Source organism: Candidatus Micrarchaeum sp. (genome assembly GCF_016806735.1).
Taxonomy (GTDB): Archaea; Micrarchaeota; Micrarchaeia; order Micrarchaeales; family Micrarchaeaceae; genus Micrarchaeum_A; species Micrarchaeum_A acidiphilum_A.
The window spans coordinates 189265-208513 of the sequence record NZ_CP060530.1 but is presented as its reverse complement, the minus strand read 5'-3'; the positions used below and the strand labels follow the sequence as shown (position 1 = coordinate 208513).

Below are 19249 nucleotides of genomic sequence, written 5' to 3'. Positions count from 1 at the left end.
TGGTGTCAACATGGATGGAATAAACGTCATAAAAAACGAAAGCAAGGAACTCATACTGGAATTTGAAGACGGCGACACGACCATACCTGACATGATAGCCGCAGAGCTTTCTGGCAACGACGACGTCGTGTTTACAGGAGTAACCAAGGACCATCCGGAAACCGGAAAACCGCAGCTGATAATAAAGACAAACAAGAAGAAAGCCGCGGAAACGCTCGAGAAAGCCCTCGAAGCCCTTGACGAGAAGATAGCCGAGATAAAGAAGGGCATAAACGCAAAGCAGTGAATCTCGGAAAGCGATAAATCTTTTTCTTTGTCTATTTTAAACATGAAGGAAGGAGTGCGGCTCCTTGCCGTTGCCAGCGGGCCGATCTACGAAAGAAAAAAGAGGACTACACTGCTCGTAGGAATAATAGGAAGAATGGGGACAATCGAAGGAGTCATTTCAGACAGGATTATTGTCGACGGGAATGATGCGACTTCAAAGATAATAAAGATGGCGCGCAAGTCGCGCTTTGGAGACCAGATAAAGCTCATTGCAATCAACGGTATAGCGCTTGCGGGACTCAACGTTGTAGACGTGAAAAGCGTAGAGCGCCGCACTGGAATACCTGTGATAGTGCTTACGCGAAAGAAGCCGGATTTCAAGGCGCTTGAAAAAGCCCTTATGAATTCCGGAGAGGACCGCGATTCGATAAACGGAAAAATCGCTGTAGTAAAAGCCCTAAACGCTGAAAGGCCCTTCAAGAGGGCGCATGGTTTCCACGTGCAGTCGGATGGAAAAATAGATCAGGACAAAATAGTGGCGACTGCATTCGAGCTTCTAAGGCTTGCGCACATGATCGCAAACGGAGTCAGCACCGGCATTTCTAAAGGAAGGATATGATACGAGTATGCGCATGCCAGCTAAAATTGTTTTATTGATTTATGAAAACTGCAATGGCTGCACAGAAGCCTTAAATATCGGAAAGCGCGCTTCTTTGCTTGATAGAATGGATATAAGGGCTTCTGAACGGAATTGTCTCTTTGGACAAGCACTTGTTTTTAGCTAGAAGCCTGCATGCCAGTACTGTTGCCATTGTTTTTGCATTTCTTAGCTCTGGCTATTTTCCGCTTCATGCTTACCATAGGGTGAGAATATGGAATATGAAAAACAAAAGATAGACGCAGGAATAGGAAAAAAGGGCATGCCTAAGCCCTTGCACGAGATGTCGGAAAAGGAGAGAATGGAGCGCGCTGCCAGGATACGGATAGGATCGGAGATAATAGCATATGCGGAGGGCTTCATGCGAAAGGAGGGCTTTGCTCAGATGCTGCCAGTGCTTCTGTCGCCGATAACTGATCCGCTTTGGCCAGACCCCGCGGCAGGGATATACAAAAGGCTGGAGGTTGACATCTATGGGACTACAGTAAGGACAATGCACAGCATGATAGTGCACAAGCTTGTCGGCACATCGCTGCTCATGGACCGATTTTTCGTCGTGTCGCCGAACATAAGGCTCGAAAAGCCGGAAAGGGCTGCCACTGGCAGGCACCTGTTTGAGTTCTCCCAGATGGATTTTGAGGCGCAGGGATATTCCGCAGCAGATATACGCTCGCTTATAGAGAAAATGCTGCACGGCCTTGTTGAGCATGTCGGAAAGGTTATGGATGAAGAATTTTCCGAGATAGGGGCCGAAGCGCCAAAATTCGGGATCCCTTTCAAAGTGTATGAAAGGGCAGAGCTGGAAAAGGAATACGGCGTGGATTGGGAAGAAGAACTGCCGAAACACATAAGCGAGCCCGCATGGATAGTGGATCTTCCCAGGGAGTTCTACGACTATGAGGACCCAAAAACGCACAGATGGGACAACTTTGACCTTTACCTGCCGAAAAGAGGCGAGCTAGTTACCGGTGCGCTGAGGGAGTTCGAATACGATAAGATGCTGTCCAAGATGGAAAGCGCAGGAGTAAAAAAAGAGCTGTACTCTTTGCTGCTGGAGCTTGCAAAGGAGGGAAGAATAAAGCAGAGCGCCGGCGCGGGCATAGGAATGGAAAGGCTCATAGCCTGGATTACGGATGCCTCGCATGTCGGCGATGTGCAGGCATTTCCGAAAGTCCCGGGAATCGTATACGATCTTTGACTTTGTTGGAAGGGCGCTTTGCCCTTCTTTTTCAGTCCCAGCGAGTTTCGTATATGTAATCGCTTAGAAGCTTATCTGCTTCCTGCCTGAAATATTTTTTAGACATCTCGTTTTTCTTCGAAGCGCCGTCTGCTATTTCTATATGGTGCTGCTCTGACCTGAGAAGGGTTTCCAGCTTGAGATCGCTCATCGCTTTCGACATTTGGCTCTCGCTGTCAAAGTATATTGCTATAACAGATTCATGAGCTCCTGAATTATGCTTGGATTTCCTGGCCGCCAATTCACCGCCGTAGTCAGTCAGCTTTTTTTCAAGCACAGTCCTTGTTTTCTCCAGGTCCTCCGAATCTCTCGAGCTAATTTTAACGAATATAGCTTTATCTGAATAGTCCGACTTTTTGGTTATGTTTTCCATAAAAACACATCGAGTAATTTTCTTGGTTTTATATTTATATGATGCATTATGATTCGTCAATCGGCGTATGTGTCTGAAAAAGGCGTTAAAGCATTTAGCATCATGTTGCATGCGTTGCAAACAGCAATATGTCTGCAGACGGCGCGCTTATAATAAGGTATAAATACTTTATCCCTAAAAACAATAGTGCTTGTTGTGGTTATTTTGGACCACTATTTGTTCCGATGCAATTTTGCATGCTTAATATGAAAATTCCTGCTTGGAATTGGATGCAGTCTTGAGGAGTGCAATAAGGTACCGACAATTGCGATAAATATGGCCGTTCCAGACATCGATTCCAGTCGATGCTGCTGGAGGGCACTGCTATCAGATTTCGACAGCCATGCAAGTTCGCTCAGCGGCTTCGCTGGGCAGCGTACGGCTCAGTAACACGTAGTCAATCTACCGTAAAGAGGCGAATACCCATGGGAAACTGTGGCTAATGCGCCATAGGCCAGGGATTCTGGAAGGAGCCCTGACTTAAAGGAGCGCGAATTGCAGCGCTTCCGCTTTACGATGAGACTGCGGCGGATCAGGCAGATGGCGGGGTAACGGCCCACCATACCTATAACCCGTAGGGGATGTGGGAGCATAAGCCCCGAGAAGGGCACTGAGACAAGGGCCCTAGCACTACGGTGTGCAGCAGGCGCGCAAACTCCACAATGCGCGTAAGCGTGATGGGGGGAATCTGAGTGGTTCACTTTGTGAACCTTTTGCCAAGTATAGCAAGCTTGGCGAATAAGTGCTGGGCAAGACCGGTGGCAGCCGCCACGGTAATACCGGCAGCACAAGTGGTGTCCACGATTATTGGGCTTAAAGCGCTCGTAGCCGGCTGATGCCGTCTCGCGTGAAATATTGGCGCTCAACGTCAATGCGTGCGCGAGATACCCATCGGCTAGGGAGCGGGTGAGGTCAGGAGTACTTATGGGGGAGGGGTTAAATCCTGTAATCCTATAAGGACTAACGGTGGCGAAGGCGCCTGACTAGAACGCATCCGACGGTGAGGAGCGAAGGCTAGGAGAACGAATCGGATCAGATACCCGAGTAGCCCTAGCAGTAAATTATGCAGACTCTGGTGTTGCAAGTATCACGAATGCTTGCAGTACCGTAGCGTAAGTGTTAAGTCTGCCGCCTGGGGAGTACGGCCGCAAGGTTGAAACTTAAAGCAATTGGCGGGGGAGCACACAAGGGGTGGATGCTGCGGTTTAATTGAATCCAACGTCGGAAATATTACCAGAAGCGACGGCAGTGTGAAGGTCAGACTGAAGATCTTACCTGACAAGCCGAGAGGTAGTGCATGGCGACCGTCAGCTCGTGGTGTGAACTGTCCGGTTAAGTCCGGTAAGTCTATGAGTGATACAATGACACAAAAGCTAAGACTAACGCCTGATACAAGCTACATGCTTGGAATATACAGGTGCAACAGGGGAAAGCGGATTGAACTGTCCTCAAGCGACGATGATATGATTGCAAGGTTTGCCAAGCTCGCAATGGACGAGTTCGGCATTGAGCCTAACAAGATAATCATCGACAGCGAGGGCAAGGTCAAGAAAACTTTCTTCTACAACTCCACGATGGTGAAAAGGTTTGAAAAGGCGCTTGAAAGAAGAGTAAACATATTCAAGTACGCCAATGCATATTCCGGAAATTACTTCGCGGCGCTGTTCGACTGCAACGGAGGCAAGGATGCTAAAGGCATCTTTCTGAAGGGCATGGACAGCGTTGACGAGGTAGTACTCGAAAGGCTCAACATACACACGGACAAAAGGGGCAGCAAGGATTACCTTGCAAACCAGTCCGCATTCATAACGCTAATAAAAGATTACAGCCTTAGAATTGCGAGTATTATTCATTGACCCGGAAACGAGCGAGACCCTCGCTTACAGTTGCTACCTGCTTAGAGATAAGCAGGGCACTCTGTTAGGACCGCCTTCGTTTAAGGAGGAGGAAGGAGAGGGCGACGATACGTCAGTATGCTCTGAATCTTCTGGGCTACACGCGGCATACAAAGGTCGGCACAATGAGATGCAACACCGAAAGGTGAAGCTAATCCCCTAAAACCGGCCCAAGTTCGGATTGAGGGCTGAAACTCGCCCTCATGAAGCTGGAATCCCTAGTAATCGCTTGTCACTATCGAGCGGTGAATACGTCCCTGCTCCTTGCACACACCGCCTACCAAGCCACCCAAGTGAGGTCTTAGTGAGGCAGCGCCACTGGCGTTTTCGAACTAAGGTTTCGCGAGGTGGGCTAAGGTATAACAAGGTATCCGTAGGGGAACCTGCGGATAGATCACCTCAAAAACATAAGTGTGCGGGCCATATATCGGTACCTGCATAAATCCTCAAGACTGCAATTTTTTAATTGCTTACCAGCGTGAGCTATCTTCTTTTTCGAAACGTTTTTAGCTGTTTAAAACAATAAATGCACGCAAGTGATAGAATGAACTTCTCAAAGCAGACAGACAATTTTCCAGAGACGTTTTACGCGTTCATAGAGATACCCCAGGGCAGCGGCATAAAGTACGAGTACAAGGAGGACCTCGAAGCAGTAGTAGTTGACAGGTTCCTTTTCACTTCTATGACATACCCTACGAACTACGGATTTGCGCTTGGAACAAAGGGAAAGGACGGAGATCCACTTGACGTGCTCGTAATGTCGCAGGTGCCGATATCCAGCGGCATGGTGATAAAGGTAAGGCCCATAGGGATCGCGGTAATGAGCGACGAAGAGGGCTCTGACAACAAGGTCATAGCAGTACCGGTGGAAAAAGTAGACCCGGCTTTCTCTTCATACAAGGATGCCCAGGACATACCGGAATTCATGAAGAACAAGATAAAGCATTTCTTCGAGCATTACAAGGAGCTTGAGAAAGGGAAATTCATGAAGTTCGAGAAGTTTGAGAGCAGGGAGGAAGCCATGAAAGAGCTCAAGGAGTCAAGAGTCTAAATAGATTGGAGAATACCCTCTCCTATTTATTCTTTCTTTTCCAATTTGGCTTATGGCATTGGTTCTTTTTGTATGCAAGGAAAACTCTTACCGAAGCCAGATTGCAGAGGCAATATTCAACAGCGTTTCCAAAAAGGATTTTGCGATAAGCGCTTCAGGGGCTGAGCCGGCAAAAGAAGTCAGTCCAGAGGCTATAGCATTATTGAAGAGCAGATACGGAATAGACATGAGCGGCCAGAGGCCGAAAATGCTCACTGAAGATATGCTCAAGTCTGCTTCCAGGATAATAACCGTGTGTGACCCTGACGATTGCGTGCTTCTCCCCAAAAGCTACAACGCCGAGCACTGGGACATACCTAAATTCGAAGCAATGGACGAGGAAGAAAAGGAAAAAAACCTCGAAAATTTATACGAAAGGGTAAGGAAACTAGCAATGGAGTTAGCACGCTAGTGTAGATTGTTGCAACCGGATAGCAAAAATCCCTTAACGGTTAGAATCCTTAATCCGTGTCTTATTTACTGGACCTATTTTAGACGCGAAGTTTAAAGGGCCCAAGAAGGAACTTTTGAACTTCCTTCTTTAGTTCTTCGGTGCTATACTTGTTTATTGCCTTTGTTATAGGCTCTGCCAGACCAGGGATTTCGATGAATTTTAGCAGTTTCTCTTGTATCTCCTTTCCGCCTTTCTCAGCTATAATTTCGGCAACGGTTGTGTAATATTCTTCGGAACCATACCTGAAACGCGACCCGAGTATTAGAGGGTATTTTTCAGCAAGAGCCAATATTTTATTGCTAATCTCACCGTTAATTTCAGCATTAAATTTATACTCGAAATCCATCTTTGCTGCTATGAGAGAAACCAATCCGTCAAAATGGTACTTGCTGTAATAGTAGTCGTTCTGAGGTTTTGCTAGGAGCAATTCGCCACCGTTTTCCATTTTGCCTACCACGTCCAAAAATTTCGAGATTGCTTCTTCGTCACTGCTTGCAGCTATAATTGAATAAAGGCTTTCGTTGTGATTGCTTTTTGATGCTATGGGGTTGAAATTGTACCTTGTCTTACTTTTTGTTTCGTCTTCCAAATATAACAGTTCGTAGGCCTTCAAACGGTCGATAGTGTTTAAAAGATCTAGCCTTAACTTGTCTCCACCATAAGTTGCAATATAGTTCGCTAAGTAACGACGTGATTTTACCACATTTTTCTTTCTGGTAGGTATGGCGTCAAGAGAGTTTTTGTAATATTTATCTTTGGTGATCTCTCTATATTCTTTATAAGCCTTTAGCGCTGATGCGTCATTTAACCAGCTAAGAAAATCGGAAACAAGGCTAAAGCCTTCTTCGGATGTAAATAAAGAATAAGCCAACTTTTCTTTCTTGCCGGAATTAAGTATTTTTGGATCTGCCGGGTTGTCAACCATCTTTATGCATTCCCAAACTTTTCCGATTACATCTTTGCTTGTTTGCATTTCAGCGTTGCGATATGCAAGTCTCGCCTCCTCTATAAGTATCGGTGCAACCATTTCAAGCAAATCCGGTGATTTTGAAGTTACAAAGTCCAAAAGCTTGAATTTCACATCAATTGATTTAGATTTGGCCAGTATTTTGTAGATTTCTTCGCCTTCATAGCTAATTTTAAGCAGGTCTTTAATACTTTCGGAGTTTAAAAGCTCCGACTGCTGTTCAGGTGTCCCGTATTTTGCGGTTATGCCTGCGTTCCTTTTTTGAACATCCGTCAAATTGTCGCGTTCTTGTTTATTTGGTTTGGATATTGTAATGGATCCCATATAATCGCTTTTTATGTAAAAATAATATAGGACCGACCAAATATATAGCCATTTGCACAAATTTATTTAAAGTGCATTTATTGGACAAATACGCGAAGAATTATGCAGTTGTCCATAGTTTTCTGCCGCGATTTTACTTTGAAATGTGTGATTTTGATAGCTGTCCGTCAATTTCTACGGCAAGGCTGCATTCCTCATCCTTGCAGAACGGCCTTGACCATTTCAGCAGTGGCAGAGCAGCCTTATCCAAATCGCTGCCTTTGCTTGTAATTGCGTATCCCACCGAATCCTTATTTCTGCTCTTATAGATTAGCCCGTTATCTTCCATTAGCTTCAGCACGTCAGCTAGGCCCTTAGGGCTTATCGGTGACAGCCTTTCCAGAAGCTGGTTGTACCTAGAAGTACCATAAACCGCTATGCTGTTGAGAGCAAGAAGAAGCCATTTCTTCGAGACTAATGACAGTGCATCCTGTGCTGCACACGAGCTTGGATTGTTCATTATAGGACACCTCACTTTATAACTATAAAGTTTATAGTTTAAATACCTTGTTTGCGCTTATTTAACAGTAGATTACATGAACGGCTATGCACAAAGCAGCAGCTTTGAAACTTTAGAAGGTACTACTGCAATCCTTAAGGCGCTTAAAGTAAGGTTTTTGACATTCTTCGCTGCAATGTTCATATTTTACTATGTAATTTTTTCGTATTTCAGTTTCGGTCTTGCGCTTTTTGGGATTAAGTACTATTTTTATTACATATTGGCTTCTTCGTTTACACTTTCAATACTGGCAGCACTATCAATAGCTATTGGGCTCTATTCTCAAAAAACAGTTAGGAACAATGTAAAGGGCAACAGGAGCGGAATATACGCTTTCGTAGTAAGCCTCGTGCCCTCAACCATGTGCTGCACTCCGATTATACCTTCTATCCTTGTTGCAGTTTTTGGATCCGGAGGCATTGCGCTTGCGTCTGGCGCGATACAGGGAGCACTTTCGAATTTCAGCCCTGTTTTCATTGTAATGGCAGCATTACTGCTTTATTATTCGATCCGAGTTTCGTTGAAGAGGATAAAGAAACCTTCGTGTGAATGTTAGCTGGTGAAAAAATGCAAAAAAAGAGAACTGTCTATGTATTTGCTGCAATAGTAATTGCAATCGCCCTTGTATATTTCTTTGGAATAAATCGCAGCGCAGGCGCTTCTCCGTCGTTCATGCCAGCGGTCGGAGCGAAGGCACCGGATTATTCTTTCATATACGCTTCTAATGGCACCGTGGCAAATGTTTCGTCATTGAATGGCAAACCCGTGCTCCTCTGGTTTGTCGCAACGTGGTGCAGCGGATGCGCAGTGGGAAACGAAATGCTAAATGACAACATCAGCTACTTCAAAAATAAGGGCATAAATGTAATCGAAATTGAGCTCTATAGAGACTTGGGATATAGCGGCGCGCCAATAAACACATTCGTAAATGATTATGCACCAAATGTGACTTCCTACAGCAACTTCAGAAGTGCCATTTCAGGTTATAACTTATCTCTCGCATACGACAAAGACGGTTATCTTGACGTATATTATTTGATAGGATCAAATGGAAAGATAGTTTACGAGAATGACGGCAGCCTTGCAGCCACGATGAAAAATCTTAAAAGTAAAATAAACTCCCTATCTGGCTCATTGTGATAAAACAGGTTTTATAAATGGAAAAATTTGACTATGCAATAATAGGGCAAGGAGCTGCAGCTTTCGCCGCAGCGATAAAAGCCAACGAGCTGGGCAAGAGCACAATAATGATAGGCAAGAATGCCACAGAAGGAGCAACGCTTGGAGGCACGTGTGTAAATGTCGGATGCGTGCCCAGCAAGCGCATGATAACAGTAGCAAGGTTCGTTAGAGAGCTTAGGACCAAGCGCTTTGGAGGTTTGGATTACAAGCTTGGCATCTTGAAATACAATGAAATAGTCCAAGAAAAAGACGATCTGATAAAAGAATTCCACGAATCCAAATACGCGGATGTTATTGATTCGCTTGAAAAAGTCACATATTTGAACGAATTCGGTTCAATAGAAGGAGTTAACCGCATAAAGGCAGGCTCAAAGGAAATAGAGGCAGACAGGATATTGATAGCAACAGGGGCAAGGTCGTTTGTACCTAAAGTACAGGGCATGGACAAAGTAAAATACCTAGACAACGAAAGCGCCTTGTCACTTAAGGAGCTCCCGGAAAGCATGATAGTCGTTGGTGGAAGAGCCATAGGATTGGAATTCGCACAGATGTTTTCCATGTTCGGGACCAAGGTTACGGTATTGCAAAGGAGCCAGACGATACTACCGAATTGGGAGCCGACAGTCTCAAAGCATTTGGAAAAATACTTGAGGGAGGATGGAATAGAGATAAAAACCAATGTGGAAATAAAATCAGTTGCAGATAGCAACGGCAAAACCGAAGTGAAGGCCTTGGTTAATGGAAAAGAAGAAAACATAGTTGCGGACAAATTGCTCATGGCAACAGGAAGGACTCCGAATACAGAAAAGCTGGGCTTGAAAAATGTTGGAGTAGAAACGGATGAAAAAGGCTTCATAAAAATAGACAGAACCTTGCAGACTAACGTTAAGGGCATTTACGCAGCAGGAGATGTTACAGGAAATCCAATGCTTGAAACGCTTGCAGCAAAAGAGGGAAATATAGCTACGCAGAATATGTTCGGAAGCAAAAAGCTGATAGATTTGAACGAAGTTCCCAGCGCAGTGTTTACAGAGCCAGAAGCAGCAATGGTTGGCAGAACCGAAGAACAGGTGATAAAGGACCTTAATAATTGCGGCTGCAACGCGCTACCCATGGCATTTGTACCAAAGTCAAAAATAATATCCGACACGAGGGGTGTCATAAAAATAGTAATAAACCCGAAAACCCATGAAATACTTGGAGTGCACATGCTCGGGCACGGAGCCGCAGATCTAATACATGAAGCAGTGATGGCAGTAAAGTTCCACCTGAAATTAGAAGATGTAATAGACACTGTACACGTATTCCCAACCATGAGCGAGGGATTCAAGCTCGCATGCCAATCCTTTTTCGCAGACATATCGAAGCAGAGCTGCTGCACAGTATAGCTTATCCAAAGCTGCATGGAATTAATTTATACTTTGACTGCTAAAATTGGCTGTGATAGCATGGAAGAGAATAAGAGCAGCCTTATTTCGATTATAGAAAAATACAAAGACGACATGGTAAGCACCATGTCAGAAATGGTTTCAATACCTTCGATTTCCCCAATGAGCGATGGAAAAGGAGAAGGAGCAAGGGCAGACTTCCTTGAAGGGAAGCTTAAGGAATGGGGATTTGAAGTCAAAAGGTATGATTATGTCGACGAGACAAACACCAAGAGGCCAAATCTTGTGGCCAGGCATGGAAACAATGAAAGAACCGTGTGGTTTGTGGCACACATGGACACCGTTGCTCCTGGCGACAGGTCGTTGTGGCTTACAGACCCTTTCAAAGCCGAGATAAAAGATGGCAAAATTTACGGAAGGGGAACCAATGACAATGGGCAGGACTTGATAGCGTCGATATATGCACTTAGGGCGATTAAGGAATTTGGAAGCGATACGACTTTCAATATGGGCGTTGCACTGGTAGCAGACGAGGAACTTGGAAGCAAGTACGGGATACAGAAGCTCCTGGAGGAGCAGGGAATATTCGGCGATAATGATATGTTTGTAGTCCCTGATTACCTGAGTGAAGGGGGAAGCATGGTAGAGATAGCTGAGAAGGGCTCCCTTTGGCTCAAGATAAAAGTGAATGGCAAACAGGTGCATGCAAGCACGCCGGCGCTCGGAGTCAACGCAAACAGGAATGCCTCAAAGCTCATAACAAAGATAGACGAGATGCTGCACCAGAAATACAACGCAACGGATAACATTTATCAGCCCCCTTATTCGACCTTTGAACCTACGAAGAGGGAGAAAAACGTAGACAGCGTGAATATAGTCCCGGGTTCTGACATTTTCTATTTCGACTGCAGGGTGCTTCCTACGTACAAGCTGGACGATGTGCTTAACGACGTAAAGAGCGTCTGCAATTCTAACGATTTCAAAGCAGTTAAGATAGAGATAGAAACATTCAGCAGGGAAGATCCGGCAGAGCCTACAAGCATGGATTCGGATGTGGTAAAAAGGCTGCTCAAGAGCATAAAAGAGGTTATGAATGTGGATGCGAAGCCCATGGGCGTAGGAGGAGGCACATGCGCAGCATTCTTCAGGCACAGGGGATTTCCTGCAGTTGCATGGGGCACTGAAGCCGAAGATATGGCACACCAGCCGAATGAATATTGCAGGATAGACGATATGGTAAACGATGCGAAGGTATTTGCCAACATGTGCCTATGAATTGTCTCGTATTGGGATGCTGCCTTATCTTATAAGCATTCCCTGGGCTATGCGCTTCGAGCCTCCGCCCCTGAACTCCTTGGCCTTAAGCTTAGCTAGGCTTGACTTGAGGAACTCGCTTGCGTCCTTTCCCGAATCGTTTCCTGCTATGCATACTACGTTTCCCGATTTGTTATAGAGAAGTATTATCCTTGACGCGTCCGCATCGACAACATTTGTGGCTATCTGCCTAAGCATATCCATTTCGTAATCCAGCTCGCTTATTATCGATTTTTCCTTTGAAGACAAAAACTTTTCTGCTGCTTGCGATGCGTCGGTTGATTTCATTGATTCGACAATTCTTTTGTATTCCGAGAGTTGCTTCGACATCTGTGATAATGCGACGGTTAGCTTCTCGCTGTCCGTGCCAGCAATTTTTGCGGCTTCTGAAAGTTTTTCCTCAGTTGAATTTATGTACTTGTACGATGCAAGGCCAGCCACATACTCTAGCCTGTCTATCCCGTCGTGTATCCTCTGCGAGCCTATTATTTTTATTGTGCCTATTATTGATTCGATGCCCATGGCGTGTATGCCTCCGCATGCCTCCGCATCTATCAGGCTGCCGTCCATGCCGGTTATTTCCACAATCCTCGGCTTGGCGACTGGGACTCCGTGCCCCTGGTATATCGAAAACCCGAATTTTGATTCCGCTTCGCTCCTGTCCATCTCCTGCATTTTTACCCTTATCCCGTTCTGCAGGTAGGAATTTGCCGTGGCCTCTATATCTTTTATCTGCTTGTCGCTAAGCTTTTCGTAATGCGCTATGTCTATATGCGCTTTCGTGACGCCCTTATGTGCGCCTTCCTGCCATGCATGCTTTCCCAGGATGCTCCTTGATGCCGCACTTATAAGGTGTGTTGCGGTATGGTGAGCTATGAGCTGCATCCTTCTTTTTCTGTCGACCACGCAATGCACTTTTGAACCTGCCTTGAAATCTGGCTTTGCATCCAGCAGATGTATTATCACTCCGTTCTGCGACTGCACGTCCTTGACTTTTATCCCATTTATGGTGCCGTGGTCTGCTTCCTGGCCACCGCTTTCGGCGTAGAATGGCGTCTTGTCCAAAACCACCATATCGGAACTGCACAAAAGCACCTTAGAATCGGATTCCAGTGCGAAGTCGTAGAACAGCTTCTCAGTCTTCTTGATCCCAGAAACGTCCAAATCGAAACGTTCTTTCTTCTTGGCTTTTTCCGTGAAGTCTCCCTTGATTATGCTTGAGTATGAGCTTTCCGGGAGCTCGAGGGTAACGCCCTTTGACGCCGCTACGCTGTTTATCAGGTCAGGGGTTATGCCGTTGCTCTCGTAGAGCACTCTCATTTTTTCAGGAGTTATCTTCTCGTGCTTTTCTATTATGCTACTTATTGTCTTTATCGCCGATACCCGGGTATTCTCGTAGCGCTCCTTCTCCACTCTTATGATGTCTTCTAGCTCGTCTATGCTGCCGGATAGCTCTGGATACATGTGGGACATTGATTTGGCAATTATCTCCATGAGCTCCCTCATGTCAAAATCCATGCGGTACCTTGATCTGAAATCGAATATTCTCCTAAGTATTATCCTGAGGTTGTAGCCTCCGCCAACGTTGCTTGGCAGTGCGCCGTCCGTTATCGCGAACAGCAGTGTTTTTGCATGATCTGCTATCGCATACGCGGCTTGCATAGGCTTTATTATTGTGTTGTAGTCCGATGTGCTTATGCCTGCCGCTTCTACAGCCTTGAGCTCTACATCTTCAAAGGACTTGGTTTCGCTCAGGTCTATTCTTCCGAACTGCCCTGCAACCTTCGAATAGAGTGCCCTGTCAGGGGTTATGCCGCTCTTCTTGTATATATAAGCGAGTGCGTCTTTGAATACTGGATCGTATGCGGTTTGGGCCCCGCTCTTGAACCAGACCAGCCTTTCCAGACCCCAGCCCACATCCACCACTTTACCGGACAGCTCACGCCTTACTCCGTCTGCATATTCGAACTGGGTAAATACATTGTTTACCATTTCGAGGCCGCCGGAAAAAGCTTCCAGGCTTGGCCCGAATTCCGAGAAATCGCCCATAGCCCATACGTCTTCTACATATGTTATGTCCTTCTTTTTTACTCCAACTATTTTCGTCAGGGCATCGTAGTTTAGCTCTATGGTTCTGTCCCTCCAGTATCCTTCTTTTGGGTAGTTGAAAGCAGTCTGGCCGGCCATTATGAAAGACGTGAAATGCCTTCCGGTGACTCCGGTGTTAGGTATGTCGTTGAATCTCAGGCACATTTGAGGCACGAGAAGCGGATTGGAGCTGTATTCGAAGCTCATGTTTCCATTCTCTATCCTTTGAAAATCCTGTATGCTGGCTATTGTGAAATAAAGGTCTTGCCGCCACCTGCTGACCACTGGGTACCTCTCTATCACCGCATGCCCGTTGTTCTCAAAGAATTTTGCGAACTTTGACCAGAATTGTTCCAGCGATATGTCTTCAGGGTCCTTTTTCATGAAGCTGTACCCTTCGTGCTCAGAATCGCCGCAATATTCCCTTGATTCGTCTGCGGTCCAGAAGAATTTCCCACAGCCTATGCAGCGTTTGCGCACGAAGCCTTCGCTTTCGAAGAGCTTGGTTTTGTAGTATAAATCCGGCTTTACGGAAAATTCTTTCCTTAAGGATTCCTTGTCAAGCATGTCAATCACTCACAGGGTTTTTTGCGCGAACCACACCTTGCATTCCTTGCCGAAGAATGCACAGTAGTCACATTTCCATTTCTCTTCGTAGGGAACCGGGAGCGCCTCCCTTTCCCCGCTCCAGTATTTAAGCGCGAAATTTATTGTGCCTTCGAGTTCTTCTTCTGGCACTTTGAATTTGTAGTTGTCTATTTTCTTGCCGGTGTACTGGTTTATGTACCTTATAACCAACGTTTCGCTGAGATGGCCTATTCCCCTGTATAACTTGAAGAACTTGCCAGTTATTTCTGGCAGAGTCTGCATGTTCTTTGGGATTTTGAGTGCGTCAAGCTGCCTTTCAAACTCCTTTGTAACGCTGAGCCTGTGTATCCCGTATTCCTTTGAAAAAACGTCTTCGTTGTACGCCCCAGATATTATGTCTCCCAGAAGCTTCTTGTAAAGTATGACTTGGGCCTTGTGCGATTTTAGCTGCGCATCGGATGGAAGCTTGTCTGTTGCCCTGGTCTTGTCTTCGACTATTACGACATTTCCGCTGGATATGAGAAGTTCGTCCATCTTCCCGACAATCCTGTATTTGCCCATGTTTCCGTAAAGGAGAAGTTCCCTTGACTTCTTGTTTTTCTTCAACGTTTCGAGAGCTTCGCACGTGGTGTACAGGCTTTTGTACAAAAAGTCTGCATAACTCTTCGTCTGGAGAACTATTGGAATGTTGGTCTCGTTCTCCATCTCCTCGTGTATCTCCTTCCCTTTCATTATTTCCTTTGTTATTGACGGACCTATGAGGTAGTTGAGTTCCATTTGCTTCTCGCACCAGTATTGCGCTGCTATGTCAGTAGCGCGAATACTTTTCTTGCCAAGTCTTTGCAATGCATCCAATAAATCAGCCCGCCTACCTCTCTTCATAGCCTTAGCTCAGCGATTACCTCATTCATCATATGCTATGAATTGCATTATAGGTTATAAATAAGTTTTGTGGTTGCAGAAGTTATTTTTGCCTTGTCATTCTTGACATCGCAACCCTGTATAGAGCGTAAAGCACTATGGCGAAAACGCCTATTGCAGTAAGGGTTATTATCGCATTGTGCGTGGTGAGGGCCTTCATGCCGAATATTATGAGCACTATGTCGTATATCCCGGTTCCGAGTATGGAATAGGAATAGAACTTTTTCTGTGGCATTTTGGCGAACCCTGCAGGAAGGCTCATTATGGTCCTTAGTACAGGTATGAAGCGGGTAAAGAAGACCGAAGCCACGCCATTTTTGTCGAACCATCTGTCGAAAGCATCAAGCTGCTCCTGGCTTATGTGGAATAGCCTCAGGTGCTTGTACACTACGTCCTTGCCTAGGAAATACCCTATGTAGTAGTCTATTGCCAGACCCCCTATGCTCCCCAGGAGCGCGGCTATGTAAACAGGTACGAAGGAAAGGGTGTGCTGCGCAACCAATACACCAGCTAGAGGAAGAACCACTTCGCTAGGCACCGGCAGTGACGAACCCTCCAAAAGCATCAGTCCGAATATTGCCAGATATCCGTATTGCGCCATCAGGGTGTTTATGGTACCATATGCGTTTGAGAGTATTGATAACAAAACCAGTTCAAACATTTGAATCCATACTGTTTTTGCGGTTTAATTTAAAAATCTGCTTTATTAGCCAACTTCGGCAGGGCATGGTATAGGATGGATCCTTATGACCTTGAATATCGCGTATTGGCCGGCATAGCTGGAGTTTTGCAGATATGCGATGTAGCCTGAACATGAGAAGCTTACCTCCTGCCCGTCACGGAATACTTCCTTCAATGGCTTTATGCTTGTGTTTACCATAATGTAATAGTATGGGTATACCAGGCCGGTTATTGTGCCATTGGAGTTAACCTGCGACAGTACGAAGTTCAGCAGGCGTGAACCGTCATTGCAACGGACATAGGCACTTTGGTTTATTGCCATTGGAAGGCCTGTGCTGCAAGCATATTGCGAGATGGTTGAATTCTGGTAAGGGGCAGGTGAAAGATTTATGGAATAGTTGCTTATAGAATTCGCCGGGCCAGTACGCAGTTCGTAGGATCTCGAAATTGCAAGTATGAACATCGGGCATGCAAGGCCTGGGAAGCAGTACGGGCTTTCCGAGCCCTTTATGGTAACCGAATAGTTTGAGTAGGGCTCAAGCCCTGTGAAAAGCATGCGTGTTTCATTGTCCGGCACCACCACAGTTTTGTTAAGTTCCGTGTTTGAGCTTATTGTTATTGGGCCGGAGGCTGCGCTTATGCCTTTTACCTCGCTGTAATTCAGCATGTAGAGTTTTGGGCCGAGCTTTGCATACTGCGATTCGTTAAAACCGCTACCAGATACAGTAACCTCAAAATTTACAACCGAATATTCCGGAGCAGTCAGTATTAGATTAAGCTTTGAGGTAGGCGCTTGCGCTATTGTGCTTGTCAGGGATGTGCTGCTGAGATTGCCAGGATGTGTTCCGAGGTATATGGCAAAGGATTCAGCCACAAGCGCGATGGACAAGATCATTATGGCCGCAATAAGCAGGTACTCATTGCCAACTGCTTTTCTGCTTATAATACCACCCTCCAAAACAATATTTATTATAAGCGCAAATAATAAATGAGCGTAATGTAGTGTAAGGTTTTGTTTTATGCACATAGTAAAGTTTTACCAAGGAGAAGGCGTCATGAGGCTCAAGCTTGACACTCTGGAAGACTTGTGGACGGTGCAACGCATAGTGCTTCCGAACGATCTTGTGAAATCGAAGAGCCTCAGGAAGTTCAAGGCAAACGAGACGGATGTGGGAGAGCTGAAGGAGGTTATCATAACCCTGCGCGTTGAGAAGACAGAGCTTGACAAGAATGCGCTGAGGTTAAGGATAATGGGCAAAATAGTCGAAGGGAAACCAGAGCAGTATATACGGCTTAACAGCTACCATACGCTCAACATAGCCCCGTCGGATACGCTAGACATAATAAAAGCCGCATGGCCGGATTACCTGGTCAATGTAGTAAAAAATGCGGTTGGGGACACGAAAAAGCCCAGGCTTGGTATAATAGTGGTCGACGACGAGAAGGCGCTTCCTGCTTACCTTCTTGGCTACGGCGTGGAGTTCAGGAACGAGATTTACAGCAACCTGAGCAAAAGGATGACGCAGAAAGACTTCCAGGAACAGCAAAGGAAGTTCTACGAAGCCATAACAAGCACGATAAAAAGCATGGATGTAGACACAGTAATAGTTGCAGGGCCAGGATTCACCAAGGATGATGTTCGCACCTATATGGAATCCAAACAGGAGAAGATAGACAAGCGCATAATATACCAGCAGGCAAGCAATACCGAGCGCTCTGGAGTGTATGAGATAATACGCAGCTCGGAAGTCGAAAGCCTTTTGAGAAGCGAGCACATAAGGAGCGAATTTGCAGTCATGGAAGAATTTCTTAAGGGGCTTTCCTCTGGGACATCAAAATACGGAATAGAAAACGTTGCGACTGCCATTGATGACTATGCAGTTGGCAGCCTGATAGTCAACGACTCAATGCTTGGAAATCAGGATGTGCAAAAGATACTCGCAAAGGCCGAATTGATGCACATAAAAATAGATATTTTCAACTCTATGGACGAGGCGGGAGAACAGCTGGCTTCGTTCAAAGGCATTGCGTCAATAGCGTAAGCTGCGCAATGTTAATTTGAGGCGGATACCTTAAACTGAATCCATTACGTCGTGTATCGCACCGTAATGGTTTCCGCCATAAAATTCGTTTATGATCCATTCTATCCCAGACCTTTCCCAATCCGCATAAGAGAGCCTGTATACACTCTTGTGCAATACGGAAGAAAGCCAAACAGTCGATTCTATCCTGGTTTTCCTATTTAGCAAAAGCGATTTCGGAGGATCTTCCATCTCCCATGCTTTAAAATCTTTTATAACGTCAGATATTGCAAGCCATGCAAGAAGCTTGCTTTCGTCCTCCGGCTTTATGAAGTTGTTCAAAAATATGGGGTTCTGCAAATAGCATGACAATAGGCTTTCCATGCCGTACCGTTCGAAACTTTGGTAGTTTACCGATTTGGGAGATCCCGATAATTTTATTATCGTAGATATGGCAGCACGTCTCTTGTTGACATTGTTTGCAAATGCTTTGTCCAAATATTTTCCTGCGAGGACCTTTATGGAGTTGCTTTCCAGGAAATCAGGCTTCGAGAATATGATTGCATCGAACACGTTGTTATAGAATGAAAGTACGAAGCTTACTCCGTTGTTCTTGAAATCGTCCTCTGTAACAACTCCGGATTTCTTCTTGACGAGCCATCTTATCGCTTCGTCAGCAGTTTCCCTGTTTTTAGATATGGTTCCGTTCAGGCTTCTTATATCCCATAGATTTATCTCAAGCTCTGGATATGCTTCCTTTAGGGCGTTGAAAACTGCTGGAAAACTGCCGCGTTTTAAAGAGTATATTTTTAGCATTTCTATAAGCCCCATTTCGAAAAAGTCCCCATTTTTAAGGTCCAGCGGAGATATATTCATCACTTCGACAAGCTTGCGAACGGATTTTATCCTGTCCTCTTTATTGCGCCAATTTGTATTGAACTTTAGCTTTCCGTTGCCATCCCTGATTACGTACCCTTCAGATTCCATCCATGAGAGAAAATCCGCCTTTGCAGATCGGGAATATTCCTTCCTAGATAAAGACGCAAGTCCTTCGTGCATATCTTTGCCTGCAGTAGCTGCTTCCTTCTTTATTTCCATGAAAACCAGATGACGTATGAATTTTTGAAATATTTATTCTTTGGGTTGATGCAATTCGCGCACCGACGTTGCTGCACATAAGGTTTAAATATTGTTGCTCTGGTTTAAACATAACGCAATGTGCTT

The 19249-nt window shown here is 45.4% G+C and carries 18 protein-coding genes and 1 rRNA gene; 11 read left to right on the top strand and 8 right to left on the bottom strand.

Going from position 1 to position 19249, the window contains the following annotated elements; genetic code table 11:
* The first annotated feature begins 10 nt into the window (after nucleotides 1–10).
* The 3 genes from Micr_RS01180 (at nucleotide 11) to Micr_RS01170 (ending at nucleotide 2123) form a co-directional block, all read left to right on the top strand.
* Nucleotides 11–286, top strand: coding sequence for an RpoL/Rpb11 RNA polymerase subunit family protein (locus Micr_RS01180; RefSeq protein WP_203134841.1), 276 nt, complete (start codon nucleotides 11–13; stop codon nucleotides 284–286).
* A 42-nt stretch (nucleotides 287–328) separates the two neighbouring features.
* Entirely contained in the window at nucleotides 329–886 is a 558-nt protein-coding gene (locus Micr_RS01175; RefSeq protein WP_203134840.1) for an endonuclease dU, read from the top strand.
* A gap of 253 nt (nucleotides 887–1139) precedes the next feature.
* Complete coding sequence (locus Micr_RS01170) at nucleotides 1140–2123, top strand: asparagine synthetase A (RefSeq protein WP_203134839.1); 984 nt, start codon at nucleotides 1140–1142, stop codon at nucleotides 2121–2123.
* A gap of 31 nt (nucleotides 2124–2154) precedes the next feature.
* On the opposite strand, the gene Micr_RS01165 is transcribed toward Micr_RS01170, so the two are convergent.
* Nucleotides 2155–2535, bottom strand: coding sequence for a hypothetical protein (locus tag Micr_RS01165; protein WP_203134838.1), 381 nt, complete (start codon nucleotides 2533–2535; stop codon nucleotides 2155–2157).
* Between the two features lie 334 nt (nucleotides 2536–2869).
* Between Micr_RS01165 and Micr_RS01160 the strand changes: the two genes are divergently transcribed.
* The 3 genes from Micr_RS01160 (at nucleotide 2870) to Micr_RS01150 (ending at nucleotide 5971) form a co-directional block, all read left to right on the top strand.
* Nucleotides 2870–4872: ribosomal RNA gene (locus Micr_RS01160) — 16S ribosomal RNA — on the top strand.
* Nucleotides 4873–5013: 141 nt separating this feature from the next.
* On the top strand, nucleotides 5014–5520 hold the full coding sequence (gene ppa, locus Micr_RS01155; RefSeq protein ID WP_203134837.1) for an inorganic diphosphatase: 507 nt from the start codon (nucleotides 5014–5016) through the stop codon (nucleotides 5518–5520).
* A 58-nt stretch (nucleotides 5521–5578) separates the two neighbouring features.
* Entirely contained in the window at nucleotides 5579–5971 is a 393-nt protein-coding gene (locus Micr_RS01150) for an arsenate reductase/protein-tyrosine-phosphatase family protein (RefSeq protein WP_203134836.1), read from the top strand.
* A gap of 79 nt (nucleotides 5972–6050) precedes the next feature.
* Here the strand turns inward: Micr_RS01150 and Micr_RS01145 are convergent, their stop codons facing one another.
* Together Micr_RS01145 and Micr_RS01140 are read right to left on the bottom strand one after the other, a co-directional pair.
* Nucleotides 6051–7304 carry a hypothetical protein gene (locus tag Micr_RS01145; RefSeq protein ID WP_203134835.1) on the bottom strand — a complete coding sequence of 418 codons (1254 nt, stop codon included), beginning with the start codon at nucleotides 7302–7304 and terminating at the stop codon, nucleotides 6051–6053.
* A 133-nt stretch (nucleotides 7305–7437) separates the two neighbouring features.
* Nucleotides 7438–7803, bottom strand: coding sequence for a winged helix-turn-helix transcriptional regulator (locus tag Micr_RS01140; protein ID WP_203134834.1), 366 nt, complete (start codon nucleotides 7801–7803; stop codon nucleotides 7438–7440).
* A 76-nt stretch (nucleotides 7804–7879) separates the two neighbouring features.
* On the opposite strand from Micr_RS01140, the gene Micr_RS01135 reads away from it, so the two are divergent.
* The 4 genes from Micr_RS01135 to Micr_RS01120 are packed head-to-tail and all read left to right on the top strand — an operon-like array spanning nucleotide 7880 to nucleotide 11687.
* Nucleotides 7880–8398 (top strand): hypothetical protein, encoded by a 519-nt coding sequence (locus Micr_RS01135; RefSeq protein ID WP_203134833.1) that lies wholly within the window; start codon nucleotides 7880–7882, stop codon nucleotides 8396–8398.
* Nucleotides 8399–8409: 11 nt separating this feature from the next.
* Nucleotides 8410–8982, top strand: coding sequence for a TlpA family protein disulfide reductase (locus Micr_RS01130; protein WP_203134832.1), 573 nt, complete (start codon nucleotides 8410–8412; stop codon nucleotides 8980–8982).
* Between the two features lie 17 nt (nucleotides 8983–8999).
* Complete coding sequence (gene merA, locus Micr_RS01125; protein ID WP_203134831.1) at nucleotides 9000–10412, top strand: mercury(II) reductase; 1413 nt, start codon at nucleotides 9000–9002, stop codon at nucleotides 10410–10412.
* A gap of 60 nt (nucleotides 10413–10472) precedes the next feature.
* On the top strand, nucleotides 10473–11687 hold the full coding sequence (locus Micr_RS01120) for a M20 family metallo-hydrolase (RefSeq protein WP_203134830.1): 1215 nt from the start codon (nucleotides 10473–10475) through the stop codon (nucleotides 11685–11687).
* Nucleotides 11688–11711: 24 nt separating this feature from the next.
* Here the strand turns inward: Micr_RS01120 and alaS are convergent, their stop codons facing one another.
* The 4 genes from alaS to Micr_RS01100 all read right to left on the bottom strand — a co-directional run bounded on the left by alaS (nucleotide 11712) and on the right by Micr_RS01100 (nucleotide 16962).
* Nucleotides 11712–14381, bottom strand: coding sequence for an alanine--tRNA ligase (alaS, locus tag Micr_RS01115; protein WP_203134829.1), 2670 nt, complete (start codon nucleotides 14379–14381; stop codon nucleotides 11712–11714).
* Between the two features lie 9 nt (nucleotides 14382–14390).
* Nucleotides 14391–15257 (bottom strand): PD-(D/E)XK nuclease family protein, encoded by an 867-nt coding sequence (locus tag Micr_RS01110; RefSeq protein WP_203134828.1) that lies wholly within the window; start codon nucleotides 15255–15257, stop codon nucleotides 14391–14393.
* Nucleotides 15258–15366: 109 nt separating this feature from the next.
* Nucleotides 15367–15984, bottom strand: a complete 618-nt coding sequence (locus tag Micr_RS01105; RefSeq protein WP_203134827.1) for a DedA family protein — start codon at nucleotides 15982–15984, stop codon at nucleotides 15367–15369.
* A 45-nt stretch (nucleotides 15985–16029) separates the two neighbouring features.
* Nucleotides 16030–16962 carry a hypothetical protein gene (locus Micr_RS01100; RefSeq protein WP_203134826.1) on the bottom strand — a complete coding sequence of 311 codons (933 nt, stop codon included), beginning with the start codon at nucleotides 16960–16962 and terminating at the stop codon, nucleotides 16030–16032.
* Between the two features lie 61 nt (nucleotides 16963–17023).
* On the opposite strand from Micr_RS01100, the gene Micr_RS01095 reads away from it, so the two are divergent.
* On the top strand, nucleotides 17024–18046 hold the full coding sequence (locus Micr_RS01095; protein ID WP_203134825.1) for an mRNA surveillance protein pelota: 1023 nt from the start codon (nucleotides 17024–17026) through the stop codon (nucleotides 18044–18046).
* Nucleotides 18047–18076: 30 nt separating this feature from the next.
* On the opposite strand, the gene Micr_RS01090 is transcribed toward Micr_RS01095, so the two are convergent.
* The gene (locus Micr_RS01090; protein WP_203134824.1) at nucleotides 18077–19123 is read right to left on the bottom strand and encodes a hypothetical protein; all 1047 of its coding nucleotides are present in this window, start codon (nucleotides 19121–19123) and stop codon (nucleotides 18077–18079) included.
* Between the last annotated feature and the right edge of the window lie 126 nt (nucleotides 19124–19249).

What these genes read in the sequence shown, in the direction of transcription:
- Micr_RS01140 (WP_203134834.1), bottom strand. Translation starts at nt 7,803, where the DNA reads ATGAACAATCCAAGCTCGTGTGCAGCACAGGATGCACTGTCATTAGTC.
- Micr_RS01180 (WP_203134841.1), top strand. Translation starts at nt 11, where the DNA reads ATGGATGGAATAAACGTCATAAAAAACGAAAGCAAGGAACTCATACTG.
- Micr_RS01170 (WP_203134839.1), top strand. Translation starts at nt 1,140, where the DNA reads ATGGAATATGAAAAACAAAAGATAGACGCAGGAATAGGAAAAAAGGGC.
- Micr_RS01090 (WP_203134824.1), bottom strand. Translation starts at nt 19,123, where the DNA reads ATGGAAATAAAGAAGGAAGCAGCTACTGCAGGCAAAGATATGCACGAA.
- merA (WP_203134831.1), top strand. Translation starts at nt 9,000, where the DNA reads ATGGAAAAATTTGACTATGCAATAATAGGGCAAGGAGCTGCAGCTTTC.
- ppa (WP_203134837.1), top strand. Translation starts at nt 5,014, where the DNA reads ATGAACTTCTCAAAGCAGACAGACAATTTTCCAGAGACGTTTTACGCG.
- Micr_RS01095 (WP_203134825.1), top strand. Translation starts at nt 17,024, where the DNA reads ATGCACATAGTAAAGTTTTACCAAGGAGAAGGCGTCATGAGGCTCAAG.
- Micr_RS01105 (WP_203134827.1), bottom strand. Translation starts at nt 15,984, where the DNA reads ATGTTTGAACTGGTTTTGTTATCAATACTCTCAAACGCATATGGTACC.
- Micr_RS01165 (WP_203134838.1), bottom strand. Translation starts at nt 2,535, where the DNA reads ATGGAAAACATAACCAAAAAGTCGGACTATTCAGATAAAGCTATATTC.
- Micr_RS01120 (WP_203134830.1), top strand. Translation starts at nt 10,473, where the DNA reads ATGGAAGAGAATAAGAGCAGCCTTATTTCGATTATAGAAAAATACAAA.
- Micr_RS01135 (WP_203134833.1), top strand. Translation starts at nt 7,880, where the DNA reads ATGAACGGCTATGCACAAAGCAGCAGCTTTGAAACTTTAGAAGGTACT.
- Micr_RS01145 (WP_203134835.1), bottom strand. Translation starts at nt 7,304, where the DNA reads ATGGGATCCATTACAATATCCAAACCAAATAAACAAGAACGCGACAAT.
- Micr_RS01175 (WP_203134840.1), top strand. Translation starts at nt 329, where the DNA reads ATGAAGGAAGGAGTGCGGCTCCTTGCCGTTGCCAGCGGGCCGATCTAC.
- Micr_RS01130 (WP_203134832.1), top strand. Translation starts at nt 8,410, where the DNA reads ATGCAAAAAAAGAGAACTGTCTATGTATTTGCTGCAATAGTAATTGCA.
- alaS (WP_203134829.1), bottom strand. Translation starts at nt 14,381, where the DNA reads ATGCTTGACAAGGAATCCTTAAGGAAAGAATTTTCCGTAAAGCCGGAT.